Consider the following 25,069-nt stretch of genomic DNA (forward strand, 5'->3'; position numbering starts at 1 on the left):
TCTATATAAATTTTTTATCTAATTCATCAACACTCATCGTAACAAATGTGACTCTATTAGTAGGCGAAACATTAGGTTCTTTACAAGCAAACAACTTATTTACCAAATGTTCTTGTTCATCTTTTTGTAATGATTGCCCTGTTTTAATAGCTAAACTTTTAGCCATAGATTTTGCTAATAAATCGGCTGCACTAAAATTACTATCTGGCACTTCATTTTCAACATCACTAATTAATTGTTCTAAAATAATAGAAACCTCACTTTCTGGCACACCAACTGGCACGCCTGTAATTTCTACCAACTCTTCTTTAACGTTAGAAAACATAAAACCTGTATGTTCTAAATCGTCTTTTAATTGCTGAATAACAACAATTTCTTGAGTTGAAAAATGCAGCTGAAGCGGAAACAACAGTTGCTGACTCATAGCTTCCTTAACCGTTAAGTTTTGAAGAAAATCTTCATACAAAACACGTTGATGCGCGCGATGCTGATCGATAATCATCATACCAGATTTAATAGTACTTACAATATATTTGTTATGAAGCTGATAGGTAGTATGAGTATGCTCTACTTCTTTATCATTTTCAAATATAGACACGGTTTCTGCCTCACTTTCAAAATGCACTTCACTAAAATCTTGTTCGGTTTTGGTGCCTTTAGATTCTAATCCAACATATAAACTTTCCCAACTAGAACTAGAAGCTGGTTCCTTTTTATAAGCCACTGCCCTAGCTTTAGAAGCGGTTTCTTCTTTAAACGGATTAAAGCTTCTATCTATTTCAATTTTAGGAGTATCTGCTTTGTCTTTATTACTATAACTGTATGGTGTATCTAAACTAGGATCGCGATCAAAATCTAACACAGGTGCTATATTAAACTGTCCTAAACTATGTTTTACAGCCGAACGTAATAAGGCATAAAGTGTATGCTCATCATCAAACTTAATTTCTGTTTTTGTTGGATGAATATTAATATCTATAGTTTGCGGATCTACCGTAAGATTTAAAAAATAACTTGGATGCGTACCGCTTTTTAGTAAACCTTCAAAAGCCGAAGAAATAGCATGATTTAAATAGGCACTTTTTATAAAACGGTCGTTCACAAAAAAATACTGTTCGCCTCTAGATTTTTTAGCAAACTCTGGTTTTCCTACAAATCCTGAAATTTTTAACACCTCGGTTTCTTCTTCAACAGGTACTAATTTTTCATTTGTTTTATTTCCAAAAATATTAACTATACGTTGTCTAAAATTACTAATTGGTAAATTAAATGATTCACTTCCATTATTATAAAGTGCAAAACTAATACCTGGATGCGCCAATGCTACACGATGAAACTCATCAATTACATGGCGTAATTCTACTGTATTTGATTTTAAAAAATTACGTCTAGCAGGAATATTAAAAAACAAGTTTTTTACAGAAATAGAAGATCCTTTAGGTGTTACAACAACTTCTTGAGAGGTAACGCTGCTACCTTCAATAACTATAACATTACCAACATCATCACTTTCCTGCTTTGTTTTTAATTCTACATGTGCAATAGCAGCAATACTAGCTAAAGCTTCACCACGAAACCCTTTAGTGTTTAATTGAAATAAATCATCGGCACTTCGAATTTTAGAAGTGGCATGACGCTCAAAACTTAATCGAGCGTCAGTATGACTCATACCTTTACCGTCATCAATAACTTGTACAAGTGTTTTACCTGCATCTTTTATTATAAGTTTAATAGTTGATGCTCCTGCATCTATAGCATTTTCAAGAAGTTCTTTAACTACTGATGCTGGACGTTGTACAACTTCTCCAGCAGCTATTTGATTTGCTACATGATCTGGTAAAAGCTGAATGATATCTGCCATGTATTATTTAGAAAAGAAAATAGATAAATCGAAATCGATGATAAAAAGAAACAATAAAACAAGCACAGCTACAATAATAAGTATGCGTCGGTTTGCTTCTTTATCTTTATTTGTTTTTAATTCGTTTAAAGCATTAACAAATTTAGTTTTCAACCCATTATTATTACCAACCGTTGTTCTATATTCATCAAACTTATGTTTAATTTCATAAGGATTGCCTTGTCCTTTATCATCATAAAAACGAGGTGTATAACTAAACTTTTTATTTTTACGCAATTTTAAGATTCCCATAATTTCTAAGTTTTTTAAGTTACATGTATTTTTTTTCTAATAAATACATACAAATCAATAATAATACCAAAACAAAGATTAAGGTACGCATTGACATAGACGCTCCTACTTTACGTTTATTATTTTGCTTCCATTTTGAAGCAAAATCTTTCTCATTAGATGTTTCTAAATTAGAATTGCCTTCTTCTTTTGAAAATCTTGATTGATAATTAAACGATTTATTTTTACGCTGTTTAAACAAAGTGTATGAATGCTTATACCTCAAAAATACTTAAAAATAGGGAGAAACTAAGAATTGAAATGCCAAAAATTGTTAACAAAACACCTTAAACAGAAATACTCTTAAAATTTAAAAATGACTAGCTATTATTTCTTAACTCAGCCATTTTTATGGCAGCTATAGCAGCTTCGGTGCCTTTATTACCGTGTTTACCTCCAGAACGCTCTATAGATTGTTGCATATTATTATCGGTAAGCACACAAAAAATTACAGGTGTTTCATGCAATACATTAAGGTCTTTGATGCCTTGTGAAACCCCTTCGCAAACAAAATCGAAATGTTTTGTTTCACCTTGAATTACACTACCAATAGCAATAACAGCATTTACCATTTGCTCTTGCATTTTCTTACTTCCGTAAATAAGCTCGAAACTACCTGGAACGTTCCAACGCACTATATTTTCTGGCAATACACCATTTTCTATTAAAGCGTCGTAAGCCCCTTGGTATAAGCCTTCGGTAATATTATCATTCCATTCTGAAACAACAATCCCAAACCGAAATTTACTCGCGTCTGGGATTGTTGCTTTATCGTAATCTGATAAATTTTTATTTATCGTAGCCATTTTATATTAAAATTGGTACTATTTATTTGCTAAAACTTTTGCTTTTCCAATAAAGACATCAACCGTTGAAGCTTCATTAGCATTAGGAAACTCTTCTTTTATTTTTTCGAAATAAGATAAAGCTTTATCAGCTTTTCCTAAATCTAAAGCAATAGCTCCTGCTTTATATAAATACATTGGTGTTGTATAGCCATTGTTACGCATATTAGCAGCTTCTTCATAATACCCTAAAGCATCATCTTTCTGGTTTAATTGCACAAAAGCATCACCTATATTTCCTTTTGCTAAAGGCGCTAAAATTTCGTCATCACTTTTAAAATTACTTAAATACTCAACGGCATTCTTGTAATCTTTTAATCTTAAATAAGCAGTACCTGCATAATAGTTAGCTAAATTAGCCGCTGGTGTTCCGCTATATTCTTCAATAACATCTAACATTCCAAATTTACCTTCACCTCCATTTAGTGCTAAATTGTATAAAGAATCTTTTTTAACACCTGTTACTGCTTCATCAAAATATTTCTGAGCTTGAAACATATCGTTCATAGCATTTACCTGCTTTGGTTTTGCTATATATTCTTTATAAGCTAAAGACCCTAAAACCACAACAGCTACAAGTCCTACTATAATAAAAATATATTTCTGATTCTTAGCAACGAAGTCTTCAGTTTTAGATGCCGTTTCATCTAACGTATTAAACACTTCTGCAGTTGTAGAACCTTCTTCTATATTATGCTCTTTCTCTACTTTATTTTTAGGTTTATAACCTCTTTTATTATAAGTCGCCATTTATTCTTTCTAAATTAATGTGGAGCAAAAATATAATTTTTCTTCAGAACTAAAAGGGTATTTATTTGATATTTTTCAATAATTTGCACTTCTTTTTATGAATTACAAGTTCGAAGCACACAATAAGTTGCCATTTTTATGATTTTAAAATCACTTTCATTACTTAATTACAAGAATTTTGATAGTAAATCATTTACTTTCAATGAGAAAATAAACTGTATTGTTGGTAATAATGGTATTGGTAAAACCAATGTTTTAGATGCTATTTATCATTTATCTTTTGGAAAAAGTTATTTTAATCCGGTAGCAACTCAAAACATTAAGCACAATGAAGATTTTTTTGTGGTTAATGGTGAATATGAAAAAGAAAGTAAACCTGAAAAAATTATTGTTAGCCTAAAACGCGGACAACAAAAAGTAATTAAACGCAATGGAAAAGCCTATGAAAAATTTAGCGAACACATTGGCTTTTTACCTTTGGTCATTATTTCGCCTGCAGATAGAGATTTAATTATTGAAGGCAGTACTACACGCAGAAAATTTATAGACAGCGTTATTTCGCAAAGCGATAAAAATTATTTAAGCTATTTAATAAATTACAACAAAATCTTGGCACAACGCAATGCCTTACTTAAATATTTCGCACTTAATCATACGTTTAATAAAGACACCCTTGAGGTTTACAACAAGCAACTTACCGATTATGGCTCTCAAATTTTTGAAAAACGTGATACTTTTTTAAAAGCATTCATCCCTATTTTTAAGTCGCGTTACGAAGCCATTAGTAATGGCAACGAAGCGGTAGATTTAAAATACCATAGTGATTTATTTGAAAATGATTTAAACACACTATTACAACAAGCTATTAACAAAGATAAAGCGTTACAATATACCAGCGTTGGCATTCATAAAGACGATTTACATTTTAATATAGCAGAACATCCTATTAAAAAATTTGGAAGTCAAGGTCAGCAAAAATCGTTTTTAATAGCCTTAAAATTAGCGCAATTCGATTTTATAAAAGCACAGAGCAATGTAAATCCTATTTTACTATTAGATGATATTTTTGATAAACTGGATGAAAACCGTGTTTCACAAATTATTAAGTTAGTAGATGACGAGAATTTCGGACAACTATTTATAAGCGACACACATGCCGAACGTACTGAAGCAGCTGTAAAACAAGTGCATCAAAGTTATGAGATTTTTAAGCTTTAAACCTGTTTAAATGAACCTTAAAGAACACTACAACAATCTCTACACAGAATCTATTCAAAAAATATCTAATAACAATTATCAAATTGATGATTTAATAGAATCTTCATTAGATAAAAGATTCGGAATCACACTTGTTATAAGACCTTCTATTGAAGTTAAAAATGAAATTCAAAAATTTCTAAATGAAATAAAATCAATAGATCCAAATCAATATTATTATCAAAATTCAGATATTCACATAACAGTTATGTCTATTATATCATGTTATGATGGATTTAAATTAGAAAACATCAAACAATCTGAATACATAAAAATTATTGAAGAAAGCATCATTAAAAATTCTAATTTAAAAATTGATTTTAAAGGAATTACTGCATCTCCTTCGTGTATTATGGTACAAGGTTTTATGAATAACGAATCTTTAAACAACATAAGAAACAACTTAAGAGAAAACTTTAAAAACACTACCTTAGAGCAAAGTATTGACAAACGTTATTCTATACAAACAGCACACAGTACAGTAGTTCGTTTTAAAGAAAAATTAAATAAAAAATCTGAATTATTAAAAGCCGTTGAAAGCTTTAAAAATTATAACTTTGGTTCATTTTCTGTAAACAACATAGAATTAGTTTATAATGATTGGTATCAAAAAGAAAAACACGTGAAGAAATTATTTAAATTCGATATTTAAAAATAAACCTACTTAACAAGTTATAAATAAGACACTATGGCAAAACGTAACAACGAACATATAAGCATAAGTGACGCCTTAAGAGAATTTGTTGAAACCAATAAGTTAGAAAAAGGTTTAGACAAAGTAAATGTTGCCGATGCTTGGGCAAACCTTATGGGAAATGGCGTTAACAACTACACAACATCTGTAAATTTAGAGCGAGACACCTTATATATACAATTGAGTTCTAGTGTTCTTAGAGAAGAATTAAGCTATGGCAAACAAAAAATAATAGACATGCTTAACGAAGAATTAGGCAAAGAAATTATTAAAAAACTGGTACTGCGATAATTAGATATTTTAAAATATTATAAATATTTTAAAATAAAAGAAAAAGCTATCATTATTTATGCTACCTTTGAGACTTAATTATTTTAATACAAATACAATGAGTAAAGGTACCGTAAAATTCTTCAACGATTCAAAAGGATTTGGATTTATCACTGAAGATGACAACAACAAAGAACATTTCGTACACATTTCAGGACTTATCGATGAAATTCGTGAAGGTGATGCAGTTGAATTCGATCTACAAGAAGGTAGAAAAGGATTAAACGCCGTAAACGTAAAAGTAATCTAAGATATATACTTTAACAATTACAACTTAAAAGTCTGTCAAAAATATTTGACAGGCTTTTTTTTATTTCTTATCTTTTCCTCGCATAACTCACTGTTAAGTAGAAAATTATTATTTGGCATTAAGTTTGCAATCCAATTAGTAATTAATTTAATATTTTTAAAACAATGAGTAAAGGAACAGTAAAATTCTTCAACGATTCTAAAGGATTCGGATTTATAATAGAAGAAGGTTCAAACAAAGAACATTTTGTTCACATTTCTGGATTAATCGACGAAATTCGCGAAGGTGATGAAGTTGAATTTGATTTACAGGAAGGTAGAAAAGGTTTAAACGCAGTAAATGTAAAAGTAGTTTAATATATATTACTAACATTATTGAAACAAAAATCCCGCAACAATGTTGCGGGATTTTTTTATATAAATATTTTTTAATACTTAAAACATATCTCTTCCAGAGAAATGAAAAGCACCTTCAATAGCAGCGTTATCATCGCTATCACTTCCGTGTACTGCATTTTCACTAATAGAATCTGCAAACATTTTACGAATAGTACCTTCAGCCGCATCAGCAGGGTTTGTAGCACCAATTAAAGTTCTAAAATCTTCAACTGCATTTTCTTTTTCTAAAATTGCAGCAACAATTGGTCCACGAGTCATATATTCAACTAACTCTCCAAAAAACGGACGCTCATTATGAATTGCATAAAATGTTTCAGCATCAGCTTTAGTCATCTGTGTTAATTTCATTGCAACAATTCTAAATCCTGAAGCTGAAATTTTTTCTAATATTGCGCCAATGTGTCCTTTTTCAACCGCATCTGGCTTTAGCATTGTAAATGTTCTATTTGTTGCCATTTTTTTAAATTTAATTTTGCGCAAAAGTAATGTATTTCTATTTAAAAACAATATAAACAAATTTTAAAAAATTGTATCTTCGCTCACTATGACAAAAGAAGATATTACAAGTATAAAACAGCTACTTTCAACAAAAAAAAAGATAGTAATTGTACCACATAAAAACCCTGATGGCGATGCTATTGGCTCTACTTTAGGTTTATACCACTACTTATTAAAAAACAACAATCACGATGTTACAGTAATAACGCCAAATGATTATCCTAGTTTTTTAAAATGGATACCTGGTGAATCAACTATTTTAAAACACGATTCGCAAACAAAAGCTTGTAATACTTTAGTTGAAACTGCCGATATTATTTTCACCCTAGATTTTAATGCATTTCATAGAACAGGAAATATGGAAACTGTTCTAGAAAAAAGCAGTGCTATTAAAATAATGATAGACCACCATCAAGCGCCAGATGATTATGCCACTTATATGTTTAGTGATGTAAGCATGAGTTCTACCTGCGAAATGATATATCATTTTATTGATATGCTTGGTGATACCGATGCTATAAATGCTGAAATCGCTACCTGTTTATATGTGGGAATCATGACAGATACAGGCTCGTTCAGGTTTCGTTCTACCACAAGTAAAACACATGAAATTATAGCGCATCTTATTGAAAAAGGAGCCGATAATTCTCAAATTCATAATAACGTTTACGATACTAATACATACGAACGTTTACAATTATTAGGATGCGCACTTAATAACTTAAAAGTTATTCCAGAATCTAGAGCGGCCTATATTAGTTTATCACAAGAGGAATTATTTAAATATAATTATAAGAAAGGTGATACCGAAGGCGTTGTTAATTATGCGCTATCTTTACAAAACATAGTACTTGCTGCTATTTTTATTGAAGACAAACAAGAAGGTATTATAAAAATATCGTTGCGCTCGAAAGGCGATTTTTCGGTTAACGAATTATCTCGTTCTCATTTTGAAGGTGGTGGACACACCAATGCTGCTGGAGGAAGAAGCCATTTATCACTAAATGATACTATTGAAAAATTTATCAATATATTACCTAGCTATAACAAAGCCTTAAATAATGAATAAATTTTTAACATTAATATGCATTGTATTTATAGCGGCATGTAAAAGTCCTGAAGCTAGAAAGCCTGTTTCAACTAAATCTGGCTCATTTATTAATGCATCTATTGAACGTAACAAAAAATTAAACGCAAAAGAACAAGCTGCTATTGAAAAAATTATTGCAGAACAAAATAAAAATTATATAGCCTCTCAAAGTGGATTTTGGTACTACTACAATAATAAAGTTGAAAATGATTCTTTAAAAGCACCAGGTTTTGGAGATATTATAAACTATAATTATGATGTAAAACGCTTAAATGGTGACCTTATTTATTCTAAAGAAGAAATAACAACTCAAAATTATGCTATGGACAAGCAAGAGCTTTTTACTGGCTTAAGAGAAGGCTTAAAACTTTTAAAAACTGGTGAAACAGCAACTTTTATATTTCCATCTCAAAAAGCTTATGGTTATTATGGAGATGAAAATAAAATATCACACAATACACCTATAGTTTGTGAAGTCACCGTAAATTCTATAACAACCCAAAACTAAATATATTACAATGCACCTATTAAAACATACTATTAAAATTTCATTCTTAGCATTATTAATAAGTTTTACAGCATGTAAAGCACAATACCCAGATCTAGAAGACGGCATGTATGCTGAATTTGTAACTACAAAAGGCATTATGGTAGCAAAACTAGATTACGAGAAAACACCCATTACAGTTGCCAATTTTGTATCATTAGCCGAAGGAGAAAACACCTTGGTTAATGAAAAATATAAAGGAAAAAAATTCTATAATGGCACCATTTTTCATCGTGTTATTAATGATTTTATGATTCAAGGAGGCGATCCTTTGGGTAATGGAACTGGAAACCCTGGTTACAAATTCATGGATGAGTTTAACCCTGAATTAACACATGATAAAGCAGGTATTTTATCTATGGCTAATTCTGGACCAAAAACAAATGGAAGTCAGTTTTTCATAACAGATAAACCTACGCCACACTTAGATAACAGACATACTGTTTTTGGAGAACTTGTATTAGGGTTAGATGTAGAAGATAGTATATCTAATGTAAAAACAGGCGCTAATAATAAACCCGAAGTAGATGTTATTATTACAGAATTAAATATTATACGAAAAGGAAAAGAAGCTAAAAAGTTTGATGCTCCAGATATTTTTGTGAATCATTTTGCTGAAGCTGAGAAAAAAGAAAAAGAAGCTGCAGCAAAAACTGAAGCGCTTTTAAAAGCAACAAAAGAGAAATTTAGCAAACAAAAAGAAGAAGCCATCACCCTGCCATCTGGTTTACAATATGTAATTACAGAAAAAGGAAATGGTGAAAAATTACCAGAAAACGCTGAAGCTTTAACACATTACGCTGTTTACTTTGAAGATGGAAAATTACTTGACACTAGTAAATTAGAAGTTGCAGAAGCACTTAACGCAGTAAATGAAAGAAAAAAAGCAGCTAATGCCTACAAACCAATTACCGCCAATATTAGTCCTGATGCCAGTATGATTGCTGGTTTTAAAGAGGGCTTACAACAATTAAGTGTTGGAGATAAAGCTACTCTTTTTATACCTTATCATTTAGCTTACGGAGAAGCAGGAAACAGAGGAATTCCTGGGAAAACGAATATTATTTTTGAAGTTGAAATTATAGAACTTATTAAATAAATTTTAACACTAAAGAGATTTCAAACTTTTATATTTACGTTGAAAAAATAAAAACTATGCAACTATTAAAATTTGATTGGAACCCTATAACAGGCATTGACATTATAGGGAATTTCAAACTCCATTTTTACAGCCTTATGTGGGTAACTGCATTTATTGTTGGATGGTATATTATGAAACGTATTTTTACAAAAGAAAAAGTATCTTTAGATTACTTAGATCCGCTTTTTATTTATACCGTTTTAGCTACCATGTTAGGCGCTCGCTTAGGTCACGTGTTATTTTATCAATCGGAATTAATAAGTCAAGATTTCTTTAGCATCTTTTTACCTTTTAAATTTAAAGGCGGTTTTGAATTTACAGGCTTTCAAGGACTTGCTAGTCATGGTGCTGCAATAGGTATTATTATTGGTATGTATTTATACCGAAGAAAATATAAATACAAATCGCTTTTATGGATTTTAGATAGAATTGTAATTTCTGTAGCTTCTGGTGCTGTTTTTATTAGAATAGGAAATTTTATTAATTCTGAAATTATTGGAAAAGTAACCGATTCTAATTTTGGAGTTCGTTTTATTCAAGATGAATATTACAAAAGAGAAATTACACAACTTACAGGAATCAAGGATGTAAAAAAAGCTTACGCTGCTGTTACCGACAACCCGCAATTTGCAGAGTTATTAGACAAAGTACCATACCGACACCCTGCTCAATTATACGAATCGTTTTGCTATATTTTTGTGTTTTTAATTTTATGGTATTTCTATACTAAAACTAATAAAAAAGACCAAACAGGCTTTCTTTTTGGACTATTCTTAGTACTGCTTTGGACTATTCGTTTCTTTGTCGAGTTTTTTAAAGAACCACAAAATCAAGAACGAGCAGATTGGTTACTAAACACAGGACAATGGCTAAGTATTCCGTTTGTACTATTAGGACTTTACTTTATGTTCATTTTCAAACCAAAATCTGTAGTTAAGTAACATGAGATTGAAACGATATGCTTTATTAACTTTTGGAGTGTTAACTCTAATTTTATCTTCTTGTAAAGAAGACAAAAAGGTTGTAAAGCAAACAGAAATAACTTTTACTAAGGAAGGCGAACTATCCATTATTAAATCAGATTCTACAAAAGTAAATTTAGATATTGAAATTGCAGATACTGACTATGATATACAAACAGGATTGATGTACCGAGATTCTATGGCGAAAAATCAAGGCATGCTATTTGTTTTTAATGACTTTAAAGAGCGTTACTTTTATATGAAAAACACGCGCATTCCTTTAGATTTAATCTATATTGATGATGCTTATAAAATAGTAAGCTTTCAAAAAAATGCAAAACCTTTTGATGAGAGTTCGCTACCTTCAAATGCACCAGCAAAATATGTTTTAGAAATTAATGCTGGTTTGGTTGATACTTGGAAACTTTCTGTTGGTGATAGTATTATTTACACACAGAAATAGTTTACTAAACCTTTCTTTTAATGACACAACAAACTATAATTGCTACCGCCGCTGCTTTCGGAATGTTATCTGTAATATTTGGCGCTTTTGGAGCTCATGCTTTAAAGAAAATATTATCTACAGATCAATTACACAGTTTTGAAGTTGGTGTAAAATACCAAATGTATCATGCTATTGTTTTATTGGTTTTGGGCTTTAATGCTGAAATGGTAACAACTGCAACATATTGGTGCTTCACTATTGGCATTGTACTATTCTCTTTTAGTATTTATGGCCTTGTTTTAAGTGATGCCAAAGGGAAAAAACTTCGGTTTTTAGGACCTATTACTCCAATAGGAGGTTTGCTTTTAGTAAGCGGTTGGTTATTGGTATTAATTAATGCTTTATCTTTTTAATATCTTTTCTGTATTAAAAATTGATAAAACTGCTAAATTTCCGCGAAAACGATAGAAAATTTTATTCTTTTACTTATTCAGGAAAACCATTTAAAGCCAAAGTCTCAAATTCCTGTTTATCATTTTCAAAAATTAAAAACACTTTAAGCTCTGGATGTTTTTTTAAAAAATCTTTTATTTTTTCAATCCCCATAGCTTTAAATGCTGTAGCATAGGCATCGGCTGTCATACAATCATCTGCAATTACAGATATACTCAACAAATTAGTTTTACTTGGATAGCCAGTTTTAGTATCAATTATGTGCGCGTAACGATTACCATTTTCATCTACTTTAAACTTTCTGTAGGTTCCAGAAGTTGCCATAGATTTATCTTTTAGAAACACAACTTTGTTAATAGATTGAGAACCATCAAAATTAGGGTTCTCTACTCCTACTTTCCATAAGTTTTTACTTGAAACATTTTCACCTTTTGCTCGAAGTTCTCCGCCTATATTAACAAGATAATTTTCTACATTTTGACTTTCTAAATACCTACCAACTACATCAACGCCATAGCCTTTTGCAATGGCATTAAAATCTATAAATGCATCCGAGGGCTTAACTATTTTATTTTCAACAATAGATGCTTTATCAAAACCAACCGATAGCATCAGTTTATTGATTTTTAAACTATCTAAATCAATAACTTTTCCTTCTGGACCAAAATCCCATGCGTTTACTAAAGCGCCAATTGTAGGGTCGAAAGCGCCTTCTGTTTCTGTAAATATTTCTTTAGATGTTTTAAATACATTTTTAAAATGAATATCAACATCAACTGCTTCATTTCTATTAATTTTTGAAATATCTGAATTTACCTGATAGGTAGACATCGATTTATTAATTACATAAAACAAGCTATCAAGTTGTTTTTCATAATTAACTTTAGAATCATAAGTAACCTGATAAAATGTTCCAAAAACAGACCCTTCTATAAAAGTATTCTTAAAAGGTTGTTCGGGGTCTTTTTTTGAATCCTGTTTACATGAAAAAAAAGCAACACAAAAAAGGATTAATAGTATTCTATTCATTTAATTCAAATTAGTTTCTAAAACTTGTATTCCATTATATTCTAACAAATACTCTTCATTTAAATAAATAGCCGTTTTTTCCTTATCGTTATTACCTAAACCAACGCCTGCATATAATACTTTGGCATCATTTTCTCTGGCGTGTTTTTTAAAAGATTCCATCCAAACAACATCAAAATTATTAGGATTATCTGGCAATATTACAGCTCTTACAATAACAAAATAATACTGTTTGTTTTTATCCATGCAAACAAATTGCGGATGCTTTTTTAGCTTGCTATTAATAGCTATAAATTCAAAACCACGTTGTTCTAAATCTTTCCCAACATGATTCATGGCTAAATTGTGTAATTCTTGTTCTGTAAGCGGTTTACTCATACTGCAAAAATAAAAAAACCGATACAATGTACCGGTTTTTTATATGTTTTTTGATTTATATCATAATTAGGATTCTATCCTCCAAAATCATCAAATCTAATATGCTCATCTGGAATACCAAAATCTTCTCCCATTTTCTGAACGGCTTTGTTCATTAATGGAGGTCCACAGAAATATAATTCTATATCTTCTGGTGACTCATGCAGACTTAAATAATTATCGATAACACAGTTATGAATGAATCCTACGAAACCATCACCTGGCGCATCAATATTTTCTTTTACTTTCCAGTTATCTTCTGGTAAAGGTTCAGATAAAGCTAAATAGAATTTAAAGTTAGGAAACTCTTTTTCTAACTCATAGAAATGCTCTAAATAGAATAACTCACGTTTAGAACGTCCACCGTACCAATACGTAACTTTACGACCCGTTTTCAAGGTTTTGAATAAGTGATATAAGTGAGAACGCATTGGTGCCATACCTGCTCCACCACCTACATATAGCATTTCGCTTTCTGATTCGTTAATAAAGAACTCACCATAAGGTCCAGAAATTGTTACTTTATCTCCTGGCTTTTGGTTGAATATATAAGAAGAAGCTATTCCTGGATTAACATCCATCCAGCCTCCTTTGGCTCTATCGAACGGTGGACAAGCCACACGTACGTTTAACATAATTTCACGTCCTTCAGCTGGAAAAGAAGCCATAGAATAAGCACGTTCTATAGTCTCAGTATTTTTCATTACTAAAGGCCATAATTTAAACTTATCCCATTCTGCTTGAAACTTGTCTGGTGTTTCATGCTCTTCTGGGTGAGCAGTAATATCCATATCAGAATACTTTACTTCACATGGTGGAATTTCAATTTGAATATATCCTCCTGCTTTGTATCCCATATCTTCTGGAATCTCTACAACAAACTCCTTAATAAAAGATGCTACGTTATAATTTCTAACAACAGTAGCTTCCCATTTTTTAATTCCGAAAACTTCTTCTGGAATTGTAATATTCATGTCTTGTTTTACTTTTACCTGACATGATAAACGTGCACCGTGTTGTAACTCTTTTCTTGAAAAGTGAGGTGTTTCAGTAGGAAGAGCTTCACCACCTCCAGATAATACATGACATTCACATTGAATACATGTTCCACCACCACCACAAGCAGATGGTAAAAATATTTTTTGAGAACCTAGAGTAGATAATAAACTACCTCCTGAAGCTACTTCTATTTCACGCTCACCATTAATCGTAATTTTTACTGGACCAGATGGTGATAATTTTTGCTTTACAAATAATAGCAATGCTACTAACAACAATGTAATTATTAAAAATGCTGTTACAGTTGCTATAACCGTTCCTAATGTTCCTGCGGCTAATATCATATTACTTATTTACTTTTATGTTGTTAGCTAACACTTCTTTTTTGTCTTTAGAATCAACCTTAACAGTCTTTTCTTCTTTAGGAGCTTCTTCATCACCTCCTGTTAACATTCCTCCAAAGCTCATAAACCCAATCGCCATTAAACCTGTAATGATGAATGTAATTCCTAAACCTCTTAATGCTGGTGGTACGTTTGAATATCTAATTTTTTCACGAATTGCAGCAATAGCTAAAATTGCTAAAAACCATCCAATACCAGAACCAACTCCATAAACAGTCGCTAATCCTAAAGTAGGTATTTCACGAGATTGCATGAATAATGACCCTCCTAAAATAGCACAGTTTACTGCAATTAATGGTAAGAAAATACCAAGTGAGTTATATAATGACGGTGAAAATTTCTCAACAACAATCTCTACCAATTGTACCATAGTTGCAATGGTAGCAATAAACATGATAAATGATAAGAAACTTAAATCGTAATCGGCATATTCTGCTCCTAACCAAGATAACGCTCCTGGTTGTAATAAATATTGATCTAATAACCAGTTTAAAGGCACCGTAATTAACATTACGAAAATAACTGCAGCACCAAGACCAACAGCTGTTGCTACCTTTTTAGATACCGCTAGGTAAGAACACATTCCTAGGAATGTAGCAAATACCATATTATCTATAAATATCGATTTAAAAAATAATTCTATATATTCCATTTTTTATAAGTCTTCAGTTTCAGTTTACAGTATTCAGTGCATTAATTGCTTACTGAATAATGTTTACTACAAACTATTTAATGATCTTCTATTAATGATGTATTTCTACTACGTTGAACCCAAATGATAATACCAACTACAATTAATGCCATTGGAGCTAATAACATAAATCCGTTATTTTCATATCCATATGCATAAACTCCAGTTTTCTCAATAGGATCTCCTAAAACTTTAATTCCTAATAAAGTACCAGCTCCTAATAATTCTCTAAAAAATGCTACTATAATTAAAATAACACCATATCCTAAAGAGTTTCCTATACCATCTAAAAATGATCTCCATGGTCCGTTAGCTAAAGCAAAAGCTTCAAAACGCCCCATGATAATACAGTTTGTAATTATTAATCCAACAAAAACCGAAAGCGTTTTACTTAACTCATAAGCAAATGCTTTAAGTACTTGATCTACTATAATTACTAAAGCAGCAACTACAATTAACTGCACAATAATTCTAATTTTTGATGGAATGATATTTCTCATTAAAGAGATAACAACGTTTCCTATTCCTAATACAAATAATACTGAAACAGACATTACAATAGCAGCTTCTAATTCGGCTGTAATTGCTAAAGCTGAACATATTCCTAATACCTGAATAGTAATAGGGTTATTATCTGCTAACGGATCTTTAATTAATGCTGCGTCTTTTTTTGATAAAAGTCCCATAATTATTTCAATGTTTTAAAATAAGATACATATTGTTTCAACTCTGATTTTAGCATGGCTGTAACTCCATCACCAGTAATAGTAGCACCTGCAATAGCATCAACTTTATTATCTGTTTTTCTTTTATTTTTCGGGTCGTTATTTCCTTTAGCAACTGTAATGCCTTTAAAAACACCGTTATTCATTAAGTTTTCACCTATAAAATCGTCCATAAAGAAACGTTGCTTAATGTTTGCTCCTAAACCAGCTGTTTCTCCTTTGTGATCGAAATAAGCACCTTGTACTACCATGTTTTTATCCATAGCAACATAGCCCCAAATAGCATCCCAAAGTCCTTTTCCTCTTATAGGAGCTATATAAAATGTTTTACCATCTTTATTTCCAACAAACAATGGTAACCTTCTTTCGTTTCCAGCTTTTGCACTTGTTTGTTCTTTCTTTACATCTATTAGATAAGCTTCTTTATCTTCAGACACATCACCACCTTGAATAACTAATTGTTTCGAGATGTATTTTGCAAATAACTCAGGTGCTTCATCTGTAGAAACAAAAATAGCACTGCTTTCATCGTTTGCATTAACACCCATGGCGTATAATATATTCTGTTGCTTTTCTAAACGTTCGTTATTATCAATTTTTGGTCTTAAAGAAGATGCCGTAAATGCTAATAAACCTCCAACTACTATCACCATAGCAATGGCAAAAAGTATTGTATATGTATTTGAATCCGTTTTATTACTCATGATTAAGCCGTTTTAACTTTTAAACGTTTCATTCTTTTCTTCACATTTCCTTGAACCACATAATGGTCAATTGTAGGTGCAAACACATTCATTAATAGAATAGCTAGCATAACACCTTCTGGATATGCAGGATTAAAGACTCTAATTAATATAGATATAAATCCTACTAAAAATCCGTAAATCCATTTTCCTTTAGTAGTTTGAGATGCTGTAACAGGATCGGTAGCCATAAACACGGTACCAAAAGCAAAACCACCAATAAGTAAATGATGCCAAAACGTCGTACTCATTAATCCGTAAAACTTACTACTTTCAGTAATAATTCCAGCATCAACAATTTGATTAAAAATTAATCCCATTACTAAAGCTCCAAGAGCAGAAGATAACATGATTCTCCAGCTTCCAATTTTAGAGAAGATTAAAAACAAACCTCCTAATAAGATAAGTAGTGTGGATGTTTCTCCAACAGAACCAGGTATAAATCCTAAAAACATATCAGAGACAGAATAAGCCATCTCTTTTCCTTGCGCTAATGTTCCTAATATAGTTTCACCAGAAATAGCATCTAAATTTTGTCCAGCAGCAATAAGTTTATCTTGAGCTACAGCGCCTTCAACCCATACTTTATCTCCAGACATCCAAGTTGGATATGCAAAGAATAAAAAGGCTCTAATAGTTAAAGCAGGATTTAAAATATTCATTCCTGTTCCTCCAAAAACTTCTTTACCAATAACAACACCAAAGACTACTGCTACTGCAAGCATCCATAATGGAATATCTACTGGTACAATTAAAGGCACTAACATTCCTGTTACTAAATACCCTTCTTCTACTTCGTGCTGATTAATAATAGCGAATATGAATTCAATTCCTAAACCAACTCCGTAAGACACAATAACTAACGGTAATATTTTCCAAAAACCAATTAAGAAGTTATCCATAGACCAAAATTCTGGACTAAAGAATCCTGCAGTTATTGCTTGAATATCTCCAATCTGAACATTATGTTGGTATCCAGCATTAAACATTCCGAAAATTAAACAAGGTACCATTGCCATAATAACGGTATTCATGGTACGCTTTAAATCATCGGCTGCTTTTATATGAGTTCCATTATGTGTGGTCTCATTTGGCAAGTATAAAAACGTGTGGATTGCAGAAAATGCTGGCAACCACTTTTTGTCTTTATTCTTTTCCTTAAAATTATGTAAATTCTCTTTTAAACCCATTATCCTATCTCTTTAAGCATTAAGTCTAATCCTTCTCTAATTATTTTTTGATGCGGTTGTTTAGACACACATACAAATTCTGTTAATGCAAAATCTTCAGGTGCTACTTCGTACATTCCTAAAGCTTCCATTTCATCTAAATCTTTATACATACAAGCTTTTAAAATTTGCATAGGATAAATATCTAAAGGAAAAACTTCTTCATATGTCCCAGTTGTAACAAAAGCACGATGCTCACCATTTGTATTGGTATTTAAATCGTATTTCTTTTTAGGATTTAACCAAGAAAAAGTCATTGCTCTTGATGTAGAGACCTTATTAAACACAGGTTTAGTCCAACCAAAAAACTCATAATCATCACCTTCAGGAATTACAGAAACTACATTACTGTAATAATCTAAATTACCATCTGGCTTTACTTGTTTCCCTGTTAATACATTACCAGAAATTATACGATCGTTACCATCTTTAGCTACACCTTTATCATAAATAAGAGTCGAAATTTCGCTTCCTATTTTAGTAACAAAGTATCTTGGTTTTTCAACAGAAGAACCCACTAGAGCAACTGTACGCTCAGCATTAAACTTTCCTGTTAATAATAATTCACCAATAATAACAAGATCTTGAGCATTAACTGTCCAAACAACTTCACCTTTATTTATTGGGTCTACTTTATTAATTAGTGTACCAACATTACCTGAAGGGTGCGGTCCTGAAACTTTATGCGTTGTAGCTCCAGATAAACCAGCAAGTGGAGAATTAGAACTTCCAACAGCAATATGCAGTTTACCTTCAGTCAATTTACTTAAAGCTGTAACCGCTGCTTGCAATGCTTCTTCTTTACCTTTTAGAGTAAAATCTAAATCGGCTGCTAAAGGAGCGCTTGCATAACCAGAGACAAATATCGCTTTTGGCGATTTTTCTGGATTGGCAATTACATCATAAGGACGTTGTTTAACAAATGGCCAACAGCCAGATGCTAATAAATGTGCTTTAATGTCTTCTGGTTTTGATGTCTCTAAATTAAAAGCACCATAATCTACATAAGATTGTGTTTTATCTGCTTCAATTTTAATAGCATCAATACGTCTTTTTGGTCCACGCTGTACTTCAATTACTTTCCCTGAAACTGGTGAAGAAAACTTAACCGATTCTTGAGATTTATCGAAAAACAAAGTGTCTCCAGCTTTTACTGAAGTACCCTCTTTTGCAACAAGTTTTGGAATAACGCTGTGAAAATCTTCTGGCCTTATGGTGCAGTAGTTACTAATAATCGCTTGTTCAACGACTTTTTCAGCTTCACCCTTAAGTTTAATGTCCAGACCTTTTTTAATACGAATGTCGTTTGACATATTTATTTTTATTGAAATTAGTTGTCTAAAAATCGGGGCAAAAATACAAATTTCTTCAGTAAAAAAAGAAAATGTTATTTCTAGTTTATTATTTGTATTCATTCTAAATAAACAAATACTAATAAGGCATAAAAATTGTATATATTTACTTAAAAATTGATAATTACATGTTAAAAAATATCAAATACACCATATATCTGTTTCTTTTTTCTCTTTTAGGGTTTTCTCAAATTGAAGAAGTAGCTCCTCCAGAATATATAAAAACCATCAATTTTAAAGGCAACACTCCCGAAACTCAATTACCAATTTTAAAATTAGGAGAATATGTTATTCTCGAATTCGACGCTTTAAATGGAGATGAAGATGATTACTATTATAAAATTGAACATTATAATTACGATTGGACACCTTCTGTTTTAATGAAATCTGAATTTTTAGATGGTTTTGACAACCAACGTATTAGAAATTACGAGAATTCATATAATACCTATCAAATATATTCTCATTACAAATTAACCATTCCAAATGCACAAACAAAAAGGTTAAAAGTATCCGGTAACTATATGTTATCTATTTACAATAATGATGATGAATTAGTTTTCTCAAGAAAATTTATGATTTATGAAGACAAAGTTAATGTTGGAGTTAATATAAAACGCACTAGAAACATTGAATATATTCAAGAAAAACAACGTGTTGATATTATTGTTGCATCTGAAAGCATGCAATTTAACAACCCTAAACAAACGGTAAAAGCACTAATTGTTCAAAACAACAATTTAAACACGGCAATCTCAAACATAAAACCGCTTTACACCATTGGAAATCAGCTTATTTATAAATACGATAACGAAACTAGTTTTTGGGGAGGTAACGAATATTTATATTTTGAAAACAAAGATGTACGTGCCGCTAACACTGGAGTTCAATTTATAGATTTAAAAGATTTATACCATAATTACCTGTTTACTAATATAGAGCGAATAAACAAACCCTATACATACAACCCAGATATTAATGGTAATTATGTTATAACCAATGTTGATGCCGACGACCCAAGTATAGAATCAGATTATGTTTGGATGCATTTTTCCTTAGTGGGAAACGATTATTTAAAAGACAAGAGCGTACATATCTACGGAAACTTCAACAATTACACTATTGATGAAAGTACAAAAATGACGTATTATGAAGCGGAAAATATTTTTAAAAATGCCTTATTATTAAAACAAGGGTTTTACAATTACAAATATATTGTAGTAAATAGCGATAACACCTTTGATGAAGGTGCTATTAGTGGCAACTATTACCAAACCGAAAACAATTACAAAGTCATTATCTATTATAGAGATTTAGGAGCACGCTACGATAAAATTATAGGAATAGGAGAAGGTAATTCTATTAATATCACAAATTAACCTAGATGTTTTTGCATTTCAACTAATTTATAGAGTAAACACATCCTTTTTTAGTACTAACCACTTAATATTTATTATTTTAGCACACGTAAACATATTACACATATTATAACTAATAATGGTTCAACAAGTTACCAGTGGAATAAAAATTTCGGTAGAAACCAACTACGAAGGCTCATTTTATAAAAATTATAAAATACAATACGCCTTTGCCTATACTGTAACTATAGAAAACCAAAGCAAAGACTCTGTACAACTTAACGCACGCCACTGGGAAATACTAGATGCTTTAAACAATGTAGAAATTGTTTCTGGTGAAGGTGTTATTGGTAAAAAACCAGTATTAAACCCTGGCGAATCTCACACTTATACCTCTGGTTGTTTATTAACGTCACCTTTTGGCGCTATGCAAGGGCATTATAATATGGTAAACTTTACCACTACCAAAAACTTTGAAGTTACCATTCCAACATTCAAGCTGAGTGCTAAGTTTGCTATAAATTAATTTTTCTGAAGATATTATTTAGATCTAAAAAGAAAAACTAAACTTTTCGCTCAAACCTAAAAACTTTCCCATTCTGCTTTACATGAAAGAATTTACAATTAGAATAATGTACAAATTGAAATTCTAAATCGTAATTAAAAGCAGCATCATCTATCACAAACTTGTCTTGTATATCAATATTTCCATAAGGTGAAATGCGTTTAAAATGATATTCTACATTATGCTCTGTTTTGTGCAACTCAAACCAAGCTCCTGCAGCAATACCAGATAACCATTGTGCTTTTTCATGTAAACCATCAACAGGTTTTGATTCTAATGTACCAATAAAACAAGGTTTATGATCTTTAAGTTTATCTAAAAAACAACGCAGGTTTTCACTTTTCTGAGAGCCTTTAAACTCTGAAATATTACCAGTTTCAGACACTTCAAAAGGATGAGCTTCTGTATTTGACAATAATACGTTACCAACAGTACTAGGTGTAAACCATTTAGAGTTTTCTAGATTTTTTTTCATCTTTAAATCGGTTACCGAAGCAATCAATGTATCGGTTACAAAACGCGCACAATTACAAGCATCTTTTATAAAAGCAGCATACCTTATAAAATGTTTGTTTTGCATATTGGTAATATGCGTACGTGCTTTTTCATAATTAACCGCATTACAAACTGAAGCAACTAATTTCCCATCGCCATGTGTTAATTTAGGATGCGTTGCTAAAAACTCTAAAATAGCATCTAAATTTTTAATCGTATTGTTTTCTATTTCTGCTTTTACAGGAAAATGTAATTCGCTATCGGTATCGCTCCCTCTAACTCTTCCTGTAGGTTCTGGTGTTATGTATCGTCCAAAATCATGATATTCTAAAACACCTGTTTCTTTATTAATTAACACCAAGGCCGCATGTCCTGCTCGTAAATAATTCTTTTTACCAACACCTAGAAAGCGTAAAAACGGAGAAAACCATTCTTCAGAAACCATAACAATAGTATCTGGGTAAGCCAGGGTTAAAATAATTCCAGTACTATTCATTTACTATTTGGGGTATATTTAATGTTTTTGAAGTAACTAAATTATCTTGAAGGCTATCATAATGCATTTCTATAGCATCACCTTGTTTTTTAACCTGTGTGATACTTGTTGTTTTTACAAATCCACGATTCATAACAACACCATAATCATCATTACCATTCCCTGCCGTTTTATGAAACTTTAATATAGAACTTGCATTTAAAGCATTTTCAGTTTTAAAATCCTCGAACCATTGTAAACGCTCTTTTCTCATGGCAACGTTATACAAAGTAGAAGAGGACCAAATTTTAGGTTCTAAAGGTAATTCTCTAAAATATTTTTGTTCACCACCCCAAACCAATTCATAGAATTTTAAAGTATCATTCCAATCGGCAATAACAATTGTAAATGGTTCAATATTATCAAAATCATAAACCTCAACCGTTTTTAAAATAGAATCAGCTAACATAAACTCTTTAGCAACTACGCCTCGACTCATTCTATAAGTTTCTTTGCGCTCATGTTTTTCAAATCCACCATTAAGCACACAAATCAATCTATTTTTTTCACTAACACCAATCCAAGTACCACCAGACAATTCATCTTTAGGAAATAACAAGGTTGTATTTTCAACGTTGTAAAGGTCTGGAGTTAATGATATTCTATTTGGAGCTTCATCTCTATTAGAAGTTAAAATAAAATCATTTTTACCTTTAGGAATAATAGTTACTGTACACATAAAAAATGTAGTCTTAAAACCGTTTAGCAACTTACAAAAAATAAATAAAATTTAACGCGCATTTAATAAATGTTCGAGATATAAATCATTTGAAAATTCGTAAATTTGCACCCTATTTACTGAATATTCAATAACGAAAAATCAAATATCATGGGAAAAGGCTTTTTTAACGTACCAATTGCCGTAAACGAACCTATTAAAAGTTATGCTCCGGGAACTCCAGAACGTGATGCTGTACTAAAAGCATATAAAGATATGTATAACAGCAAAATCGATGTTCCTTTATATATAAATGGTGAAGACATAAAAACTGGAAACACTAGAACAATGTCGCCTCCACACGATCATCAACATGTGGTTGGAACCTATCATATTGCAGAACAAAAACATATAGACGACGCTATTTCTACTGCCTTAGAAGCAAGAAAATCGTGGAGTTTAATGCCTTGGGAACAACGTGCTGCTATATTTTTAAAAGCTGCAGAATTAATTGCAGGTCCTTACAGAGCAAAAATTAACGCTGCAACTATGATGGCGCAATCTAAAACTATTCATCAAGCAGAAATTGATGCGGCTTGCGAGTTTATAGATTTTTTACGTTTTAATGTACAGTTTATGACTGACATTTACATGGAACAACCAGAAAGCACAAATGATGCTTGGAACCGTATTGAATACCGTCCACTTGAAGGTTTTACATACGCTGTCTCTCCATTTAACTTTACAGCTATTGCTGGAAATTTACCTGCTTGTATGGCATTAATGGGTAATGTAGTTGTTTGGAAACCTAGCGATAGTCAGGTATATTCTGCTAAAGTTATTATGGATATTTTTGAAGAAGCTGGTGTACCTCCAGGTGTTATAAATGTTGTTTTTGGAGATCCTGTCATGATTACCAACACCGTTATGGCTAGTCCAGATTTTTCTGGATTACATTTTACAGGTTCTACATTCATTTTTAAAGAACTTTGGAAACAAATAGGAAACAATATTCATAACTATAAAACGTATCCTAGAATTGTTGGAGAAACTGGTGGTAAAGATTTTATTGTAGCCCACAAATCGGCTAACCCTAAACAAGTTGCAACAGCTATTATTCGTGGAGCTTTTGAATTTCAAGGTCAGAAATGTAGTGCTGCTTCTAGAGCTTACATTCCAAAAGGTATTTGGAACGAGGTAAAAAACTTTGTTATTGAAGATGTGAAGTCTTTAAAAATGGGTTCTCCTGAAGATATGAGTAACTTTATTACAGCCGTAATTCATGAAGGTTCTTTTGATAAATTAGCTAAATATATAGATCAAGCTAGAGCAGATAGCGATGCCGAAATTATTATTGGTGGCGGTTACGATAAAAGCAAAGGATATTTTATTGAACCTACAGTTATTCTTACTACAAATCCTAAATACACAACCATGTGTACTGAGTTATTTGGTCCTGTAATTACTATATACGTATATGAAGATGACGCTTACGCGGAAACACTAAAACTTGTTGATGAAACGAGCGAATATGCATTAACAGGTGCTATTTTATCGAAAGACAGATATGCAATTACACAAGCAACTGAAGCTTTACAAAACTGTGCTGGAAACTTCTATATAAACGATAAACCAACTGGTGCTGTTGTAGGACAACAACCTTTTGGTGGCGCACGAGCTTCTGGAACAAATGATAAAGCTGGTAGTCCACAAAACTTATTACGTTGGGTATCTCCTAGAATGATTAAAGAAACATTTGTAACGCCAACAGATTATCGTTATCCATTTTTAGGAGAATAGATTAATTCCTTTGAAAAAAGGAATCTTATAATAATTTAAAAACAGGTACCAATAATATTGGTGCCTGTTTTTGTTTAATGAAGGTTAATTAATCTATTTGACTTTATAAAAATTTTCATCTATCTTCGTTTAACGTATGATATAAAACATTAAAACGATTTCATATCAACGTCGTTGTGCTTCATTATCAGAAACCGTTAACCAATGATAAAATTTTT

30 protein-coding genes are annotated in these 25,069 nt (G+C 31.4%); 14 read left to right on the forward strand and 16 right to left on the reverse strand.

The window, feature by feature from the left end:
* Window position 1: 1 nt before the first annotated feature.
* The 5 genes from mutL to ACH5TX_RS12365 all read right to left on the reverse strand — a co-directional run bounded on the left by mutL (window position 2) and on the right by ACH5TX_RS12365 (window position 3,786).
* Entirely contained in the window at window positions 2-1,861 is a 1,860-nt protein-coding gene (gene mutL, locus ACH5TX_RS12345) for a DNA mismatch repair endonuclease MutL (RefSeq protein WP_439339807.1), read from the reverse strand.
* Window positions 1,862-1,864: 3 nt separating this feature from the next.
* Window positions 1,865-2,152 carry a riboflavin synthase subunit beta gene (locus tag ACH5TX_RS12350; RefSeq protein ID WP_439339808.1) on the reverse strand — a complete coding sequence of 96 codons (288 nt, stop codon included), beginning with the start codon at window positions 2,150-2,152 and terminating at the stop codon, window positions 1,865-1,867.
* 19 nt (window positions 2,153-2,171) lie between these two features.
* The gene (locus ACH5TX_RS12355; protein ID WP_439339809.1) at window positions 2,172-2,417 is read right to left on the reverse strand and encodes a hypothetical protein; all 246 of its coding nucleotides are present in this window, start codon (window positions 2,415-2,417) and stop codon (window positions 2,172-2,174) included.
* Window positions 2,418-2,511: 94 nt separating this feature from the next.
* Window positions 2,512-2,997, reverse strand: coding sequence for a 6,7-dimethyl-8-ribityllumazine synthase (gene ribH / locus ACH5TX_RS12360; RefSeq protein WP_439337138.1), 486 nt, complete (start codon window positions 2,995-2,997; stop codon window positions 2,512-2,514).
* 18 nt (window positions 2,998-3,015) lie between these two features.
* On the reverse strand, window positions 3,016-3,786 hold the full coding sequence (locus tag ACH5TX_RS12365; RefSeq protein WP_439339810.1) for a tetratricopeptide repeat protein: 771 nt from the start codon (window positions 3,784-3,786) through the stop codon (window positions 3,016-3,018).
* 138 nt (window positions 3,787-3,924) lie between these two features.
* Here ACH5TX_RS12365 and recF point away from each other — a divergent pair, with 138 nt between their 5' ends.
* The 5 genes from recF (at window position 3,925) to ACH5TX_RS12390 (ending at window position 6,673) form a co-directional block, all read left to right on the forward strand.
* A complete protein-coding gene (recF, locus tag ACH5TX_RS12370; protein WP_439339811.1) occupies window positions 3,925-5,004 on the forward strand; it encodes a DNA replication/repair protein RecF in 1,080 nt (359 codons plus the stop codon).
* Window positions 5,005-5,014: 10 nt separating this feature from the next.
* A complete protein-coding gene (locus ACH5TX_RS12375) occupies window positions 5,015-5,695 on the forward strand; it encodes a mutarotase (protein WP_439339812.1) in 681 nt (226 codons plus the stop codon).
* Between the two features lie 36 nt (window positions 5,696-5,731).
* Window positions 5,732-6,028 (forward strand): DciA family protein, encoded by a 297-nt coding sequence (locus ACH5TX_RS12380; protein ID WP_439337134.1) that lies wholly within the window; start codon window positions 5,732-5,734, stop codon window positions 6,026-6,028.
* A gap of 97 nt (window positions 6,029-6,125) precedes the next feature.
* Window positions 6,126-6,317: a cold-shock protein gene (locus ACH5TX_RS12385; protein WP_034044451.1), complete on the forward strand. Its 192-nt coding sequence runs from the start codon at window positions 6,126-6,128 to the stop codon at window positions 6,315-6,317.
* 164 nt (window positions 6,318-6,481) lie between these two features.
* Window positions 6,482-6,673 carry a cold-shock protein gene (locus ACH5TX_RS12390; RefSeq protein ID WP_439337133.1) on the forward strand — a complete coding sequence of 64 codons (192 nt, stop codon included), beginning with the start codon at window positions 6,482-6,484 and terminating at the stop codon, window positions 6,671-6,673.
* A gap of 78 nt (window positions 6,674-6,751) precedes the next feature.
* Here the strand turns inward: ACH5TX_RS12390 and ACH5TX_RS12395 are convergent, their stop codons facing one another.
* Window positions 6,752-7,171, reverse strand: a complete 420-nt coding sequence (locus ACH5TX_RS12395) for a nucleoside-diphosphate kinase (RefSeq protein ID WP_439337132.1) — start codon at window positions 7,169-7,171, stop codon at window positions 6,752-6,754.
* Window positions 7,172-7,259: 88 nt separating this feature from the next.
* Here ACH5TX_RS12395 and ACH5TX_RS12400 point away from each other — a divergent pair, with 88 nt between their 5' ends.
* Genes ACH5TX_RS12400 through ACH5TX_RS12425 form a run of 6 tightly spaced genes read left to right on the forward strand, consistent with a single transcriptional unit; the run spans window position 7,260 to window position 11,811 of the window.
* Window positions 7,260-8,282 (forward strand): DHH family phosphoesterase, encoded by a 1,023-nt coding sequence (locus ACH5TX_RS12400; protein ID WP_439339813.1) that lies wholly within the window; start codon window positions 7,260-7,262, stop codon window positions 8,280-8,282.
* A complete protein-coding gene (gene gldI, locus ACH5TX_RS12405; RefSeq protein WP_439339814.1) occupies window positions 8,275-8,811 on the forward strand; it encodes a gliding motility-associated peptidyl-prolyl isomerase GldI in 537 nt (178 codons plus the stop codon). The genes ACH5TX_RS12400 and gldI overlap by 8 nt, the downstream gene beginning before the upstream one ends.
* Window positions 8,812-8,821: 10 nt before the next feature.
* Window positions 8,822-9,949, forward strand: coding sequence for a peptidylprolyl isomerase (locus tag ACH5TX_RS12410; protein ID WP_439339815.1), 1,128 nt, complete (start codon window positions 8,822-8,824; stop codon window positions 9,947-9,949).
* A 56-nt stretch (window positions 9,950-10,005) separates the two neighbouring features.
* Window positions 10,006-10,932: a prolipoprotein diacylglyceryl transferase gene (gene lgt / locus ACH5TX_RS12415; RefSeq protein ID WP_439339816.1), complete on the forward strand. Its 927-nt coding sequence runs from the start codon at window positions 10,006-10,008 to the stop codon at window positions 10,930-10,932.
* Between the two features lies 1 nt (window position 10,933).
* A complete protein-coding gene (locus ACH5TX_RS12420) occupies window positions 10,934-11,416 on the forward strand; it encodes a DUF192 domain-containing protein (RefSeq protein WP_439339817.1) in 483 nt (160 codons plus the stop codon).
* 20 nt (window positions 11,417-11,436) lie between these two features.
* A complete protein-coding gene (locus ACH5TX_RS12425; protein WP_439339818.1) occupies window positions 11,437-11,811 on the forward strand; it encodes a DUF423 domain-containing protein in 375 nt (124 codons plus the stop codon).
* A gap of 73 nt (window positions 11,812-11,884) precedes the next feature.
* On the opposite strand, the gene ACH5TX_RS12430 is transcribed toward ACH5TX_RS12425, so the two are convergent.
* From ACH5TX_RS12430 to ACH5TX_RS12465, 8 genes are all read right to left on the reverse strand, one after another.
* Window positions 11,885-12,880 (reverse strand): FAD:protein FMN transferase, encoded by a 996-nt coding sequence (locus tag ACH5TX_RS12430; RefSeq protein ID WP_439339819.1) that lies wholly within the window; start codon window positions 12,878-12,880, stop codon window positions 11,885-11,887.
* On the reverse strand, window positions 12,881-13,258 hold the full coding sequence (locus tag ACH5TX_RS12435; protein ID WP_439339820.1) for a DUF8840 domain-containing protein: 378 nt from the start codon (window positions 13,256-13,258) through the stop codon (window positions 12,881-12,883). It abuts the gene before it with no gap.
* 74 nt (window positions 13,259-13,332) lie between these two features.
* The gene (gene nqrF / locus ACH5TX_RS12440; protein ID WP_439339821.1) at window positions 13,333-14,640 is read right to left on the reverse strand and encodes an NADH:ubiquinone reductase (Na(+)-transporting) subunit F; all 1,308 of its coding nucleotides are present in this window, start codon (window positions 14,638-14,640) and stop codon (window positions 13,333-13,335) included.
* 1 nt (window position 14,641) lies between these two features.
* Entirely contained in the window at window positions 14,642-15,352 is a 711-nt protein-coding gene (nqrE, locus tag ACH5TX_RS12445; protein WP_439339822.1) for an NADH:ubiquinone reductase (Na(+)-transporting) subunit E, read from the reverse strand.
* 77 nt (window positions 15,353-15,429) lie between these two features.
* Window positions 15,430-16,077 (reverse strand): NADH:ubiquinone reductase (Na(+)-transporting) subunit D, encoded by a 648-nt coding sequence (locus tag ACH5TX_RS12450; protein WP_439337120.1) that lies wholly within the window; start codon window positions 16,075-16,077, stop codon window positions 15,430-15,432.
* A gap of 2 nt (window positions 16,078-16,079) precedes the next feature.
* The gene (locus ACH5TX_RS12455; protein ID WP_439339823.1) at window positions 16,080-16,820 is read right to left on the reverse strand and encodes a Na(+)-translocating NADH-quinone reductase subunit C; all 741 of its coding nucleotides are present in this window, start codon (window positions 16,818-16,820) and stop codon (window positions 16,080-16,082) included.
* A gap of 2 nt (window positions 16,821-16,822) precedes the next feature.
* A complete protein-coding gene (locus ACH5TX_RS12460; protein WP_439339824.1) occupies window positions 16,823-18,049 on the reverse strand; it encodes an NADH:ubiquinone reductase (Na(+)-transporting) subunit B in 1,227 nt (408 codons plus the stop codon).
* Complete coding sequence (locus ACH5TX_RS12465) at window positions 18,049-19,401, reverse strand: Na(+)-translocating NADH-quinone reductase subunit A (protein WP_439339825.1); 1,353 nt, start codon at window positions 19,399-19,401, stop codon at window positions 18,049-18,051. Before ACH5TX_RS12465 ends, ACH5TX_RS12460 begins: the two co-directional genes overlap by 1 nt.
* A gap of 167 nt (window positions 19,402-19,568) precedes the next feature.
* On the opposite strand from ACH5TX_RS12465, the gene ACH5TX_RS12470 reads away from it, so the two are divergent.
* Both ACH5TX_RS12470 and apaG read left to right on the forward strand, forming a co-directional pair.
* The gene (locus ACH5TX_RS12470) at window positions 19,569-20,819 is read left to right on the forward strand and encodes a type IX secretion system plug protein (protein ID WP_439339826.1); all 1,251 of its coding nucleotides are present in this window, start codon (window positions 19,569-19,571) and stop codon (window positions 20,817-20,819) included.
* A 118-nt stretch (window positions 20,820-20,937) separates the two neighbouring features.
* Entirely contained in the window at window positions 20,938-21,324 is a 387-nt protein-coding gene (gene apaG / locus ACH5TX_RS12475) for a Co2+/Mg2+ efflux facilitator ApaG/CorD (RefSeq protein ID WP_439339827.1), read from the forward strand.
* A 37-nt stretch (window positions 21,325-21,361) separates the two neighbouring features.
* Here the strand turns inward: apaG and ACH5TX_RS12480 are convergent, their stop codons facing one another.
* Together ACH5TX_RS12480 and ACH5TX_RS12485 are read right to left on the reverse strand one after the other, a co-directional pair.
* The gene (locus ACH5TX_RS12480) at window positions 21,362-22,354 is read right to left on the reverse strand and encodes a DUF6695 family protein (RefSeq protein WP_439339828.1); all 993 of its coding nucleotides are present in this window, start codon (window positions 22,352-22,354) and stop codon (window positions 21,362-21,364) included.
* Complete coding sequence (locus ACH5TX_RS12485) at window positions 22,347-23,072, reverse strand: NRDE family protein (protein WP_439339829.1); 726 nt, start codon at window positions 23,070-23,072, stop codon at window positions 22,347-22,349. Before ACH5TX_RS12485 ends, ACH5TX_RS12480 begins: the two co-directional genes overlap by 8 nt.
* A 150-nt stretch (window positions 23,073-23,222) precedes the next feature.
* Between ACH5TX_RS12485 and pruA the strand changes: the two genes are divergently transcribed.
* Window positions 23,223-24,851 (forward strand): L-glutamate gamma-semialdehyde dehydrogenase, encoded by a 1,629-nt coding sequence (gene pruA / locus ACH5TX_RS12490; protein ID WP_439339830.1) that lies wholly within the window; start codon window positions 23,223-23,225, stop codon window positions 24,849-24,851.
* The last annotated feature ends 218 nt before the right edge of the window (window positions 24,852-25,069 follow it).

Source organism: Thalassobellus citreus (assembly GCF_044385915.1).
GTDB classification, from domain to species: Bacteria; Bacteroidota; Bacteroidia; order Flavobacteriales; family Flavobacteriaceae; genus Thalassobellus; species Thalassobellus citreus.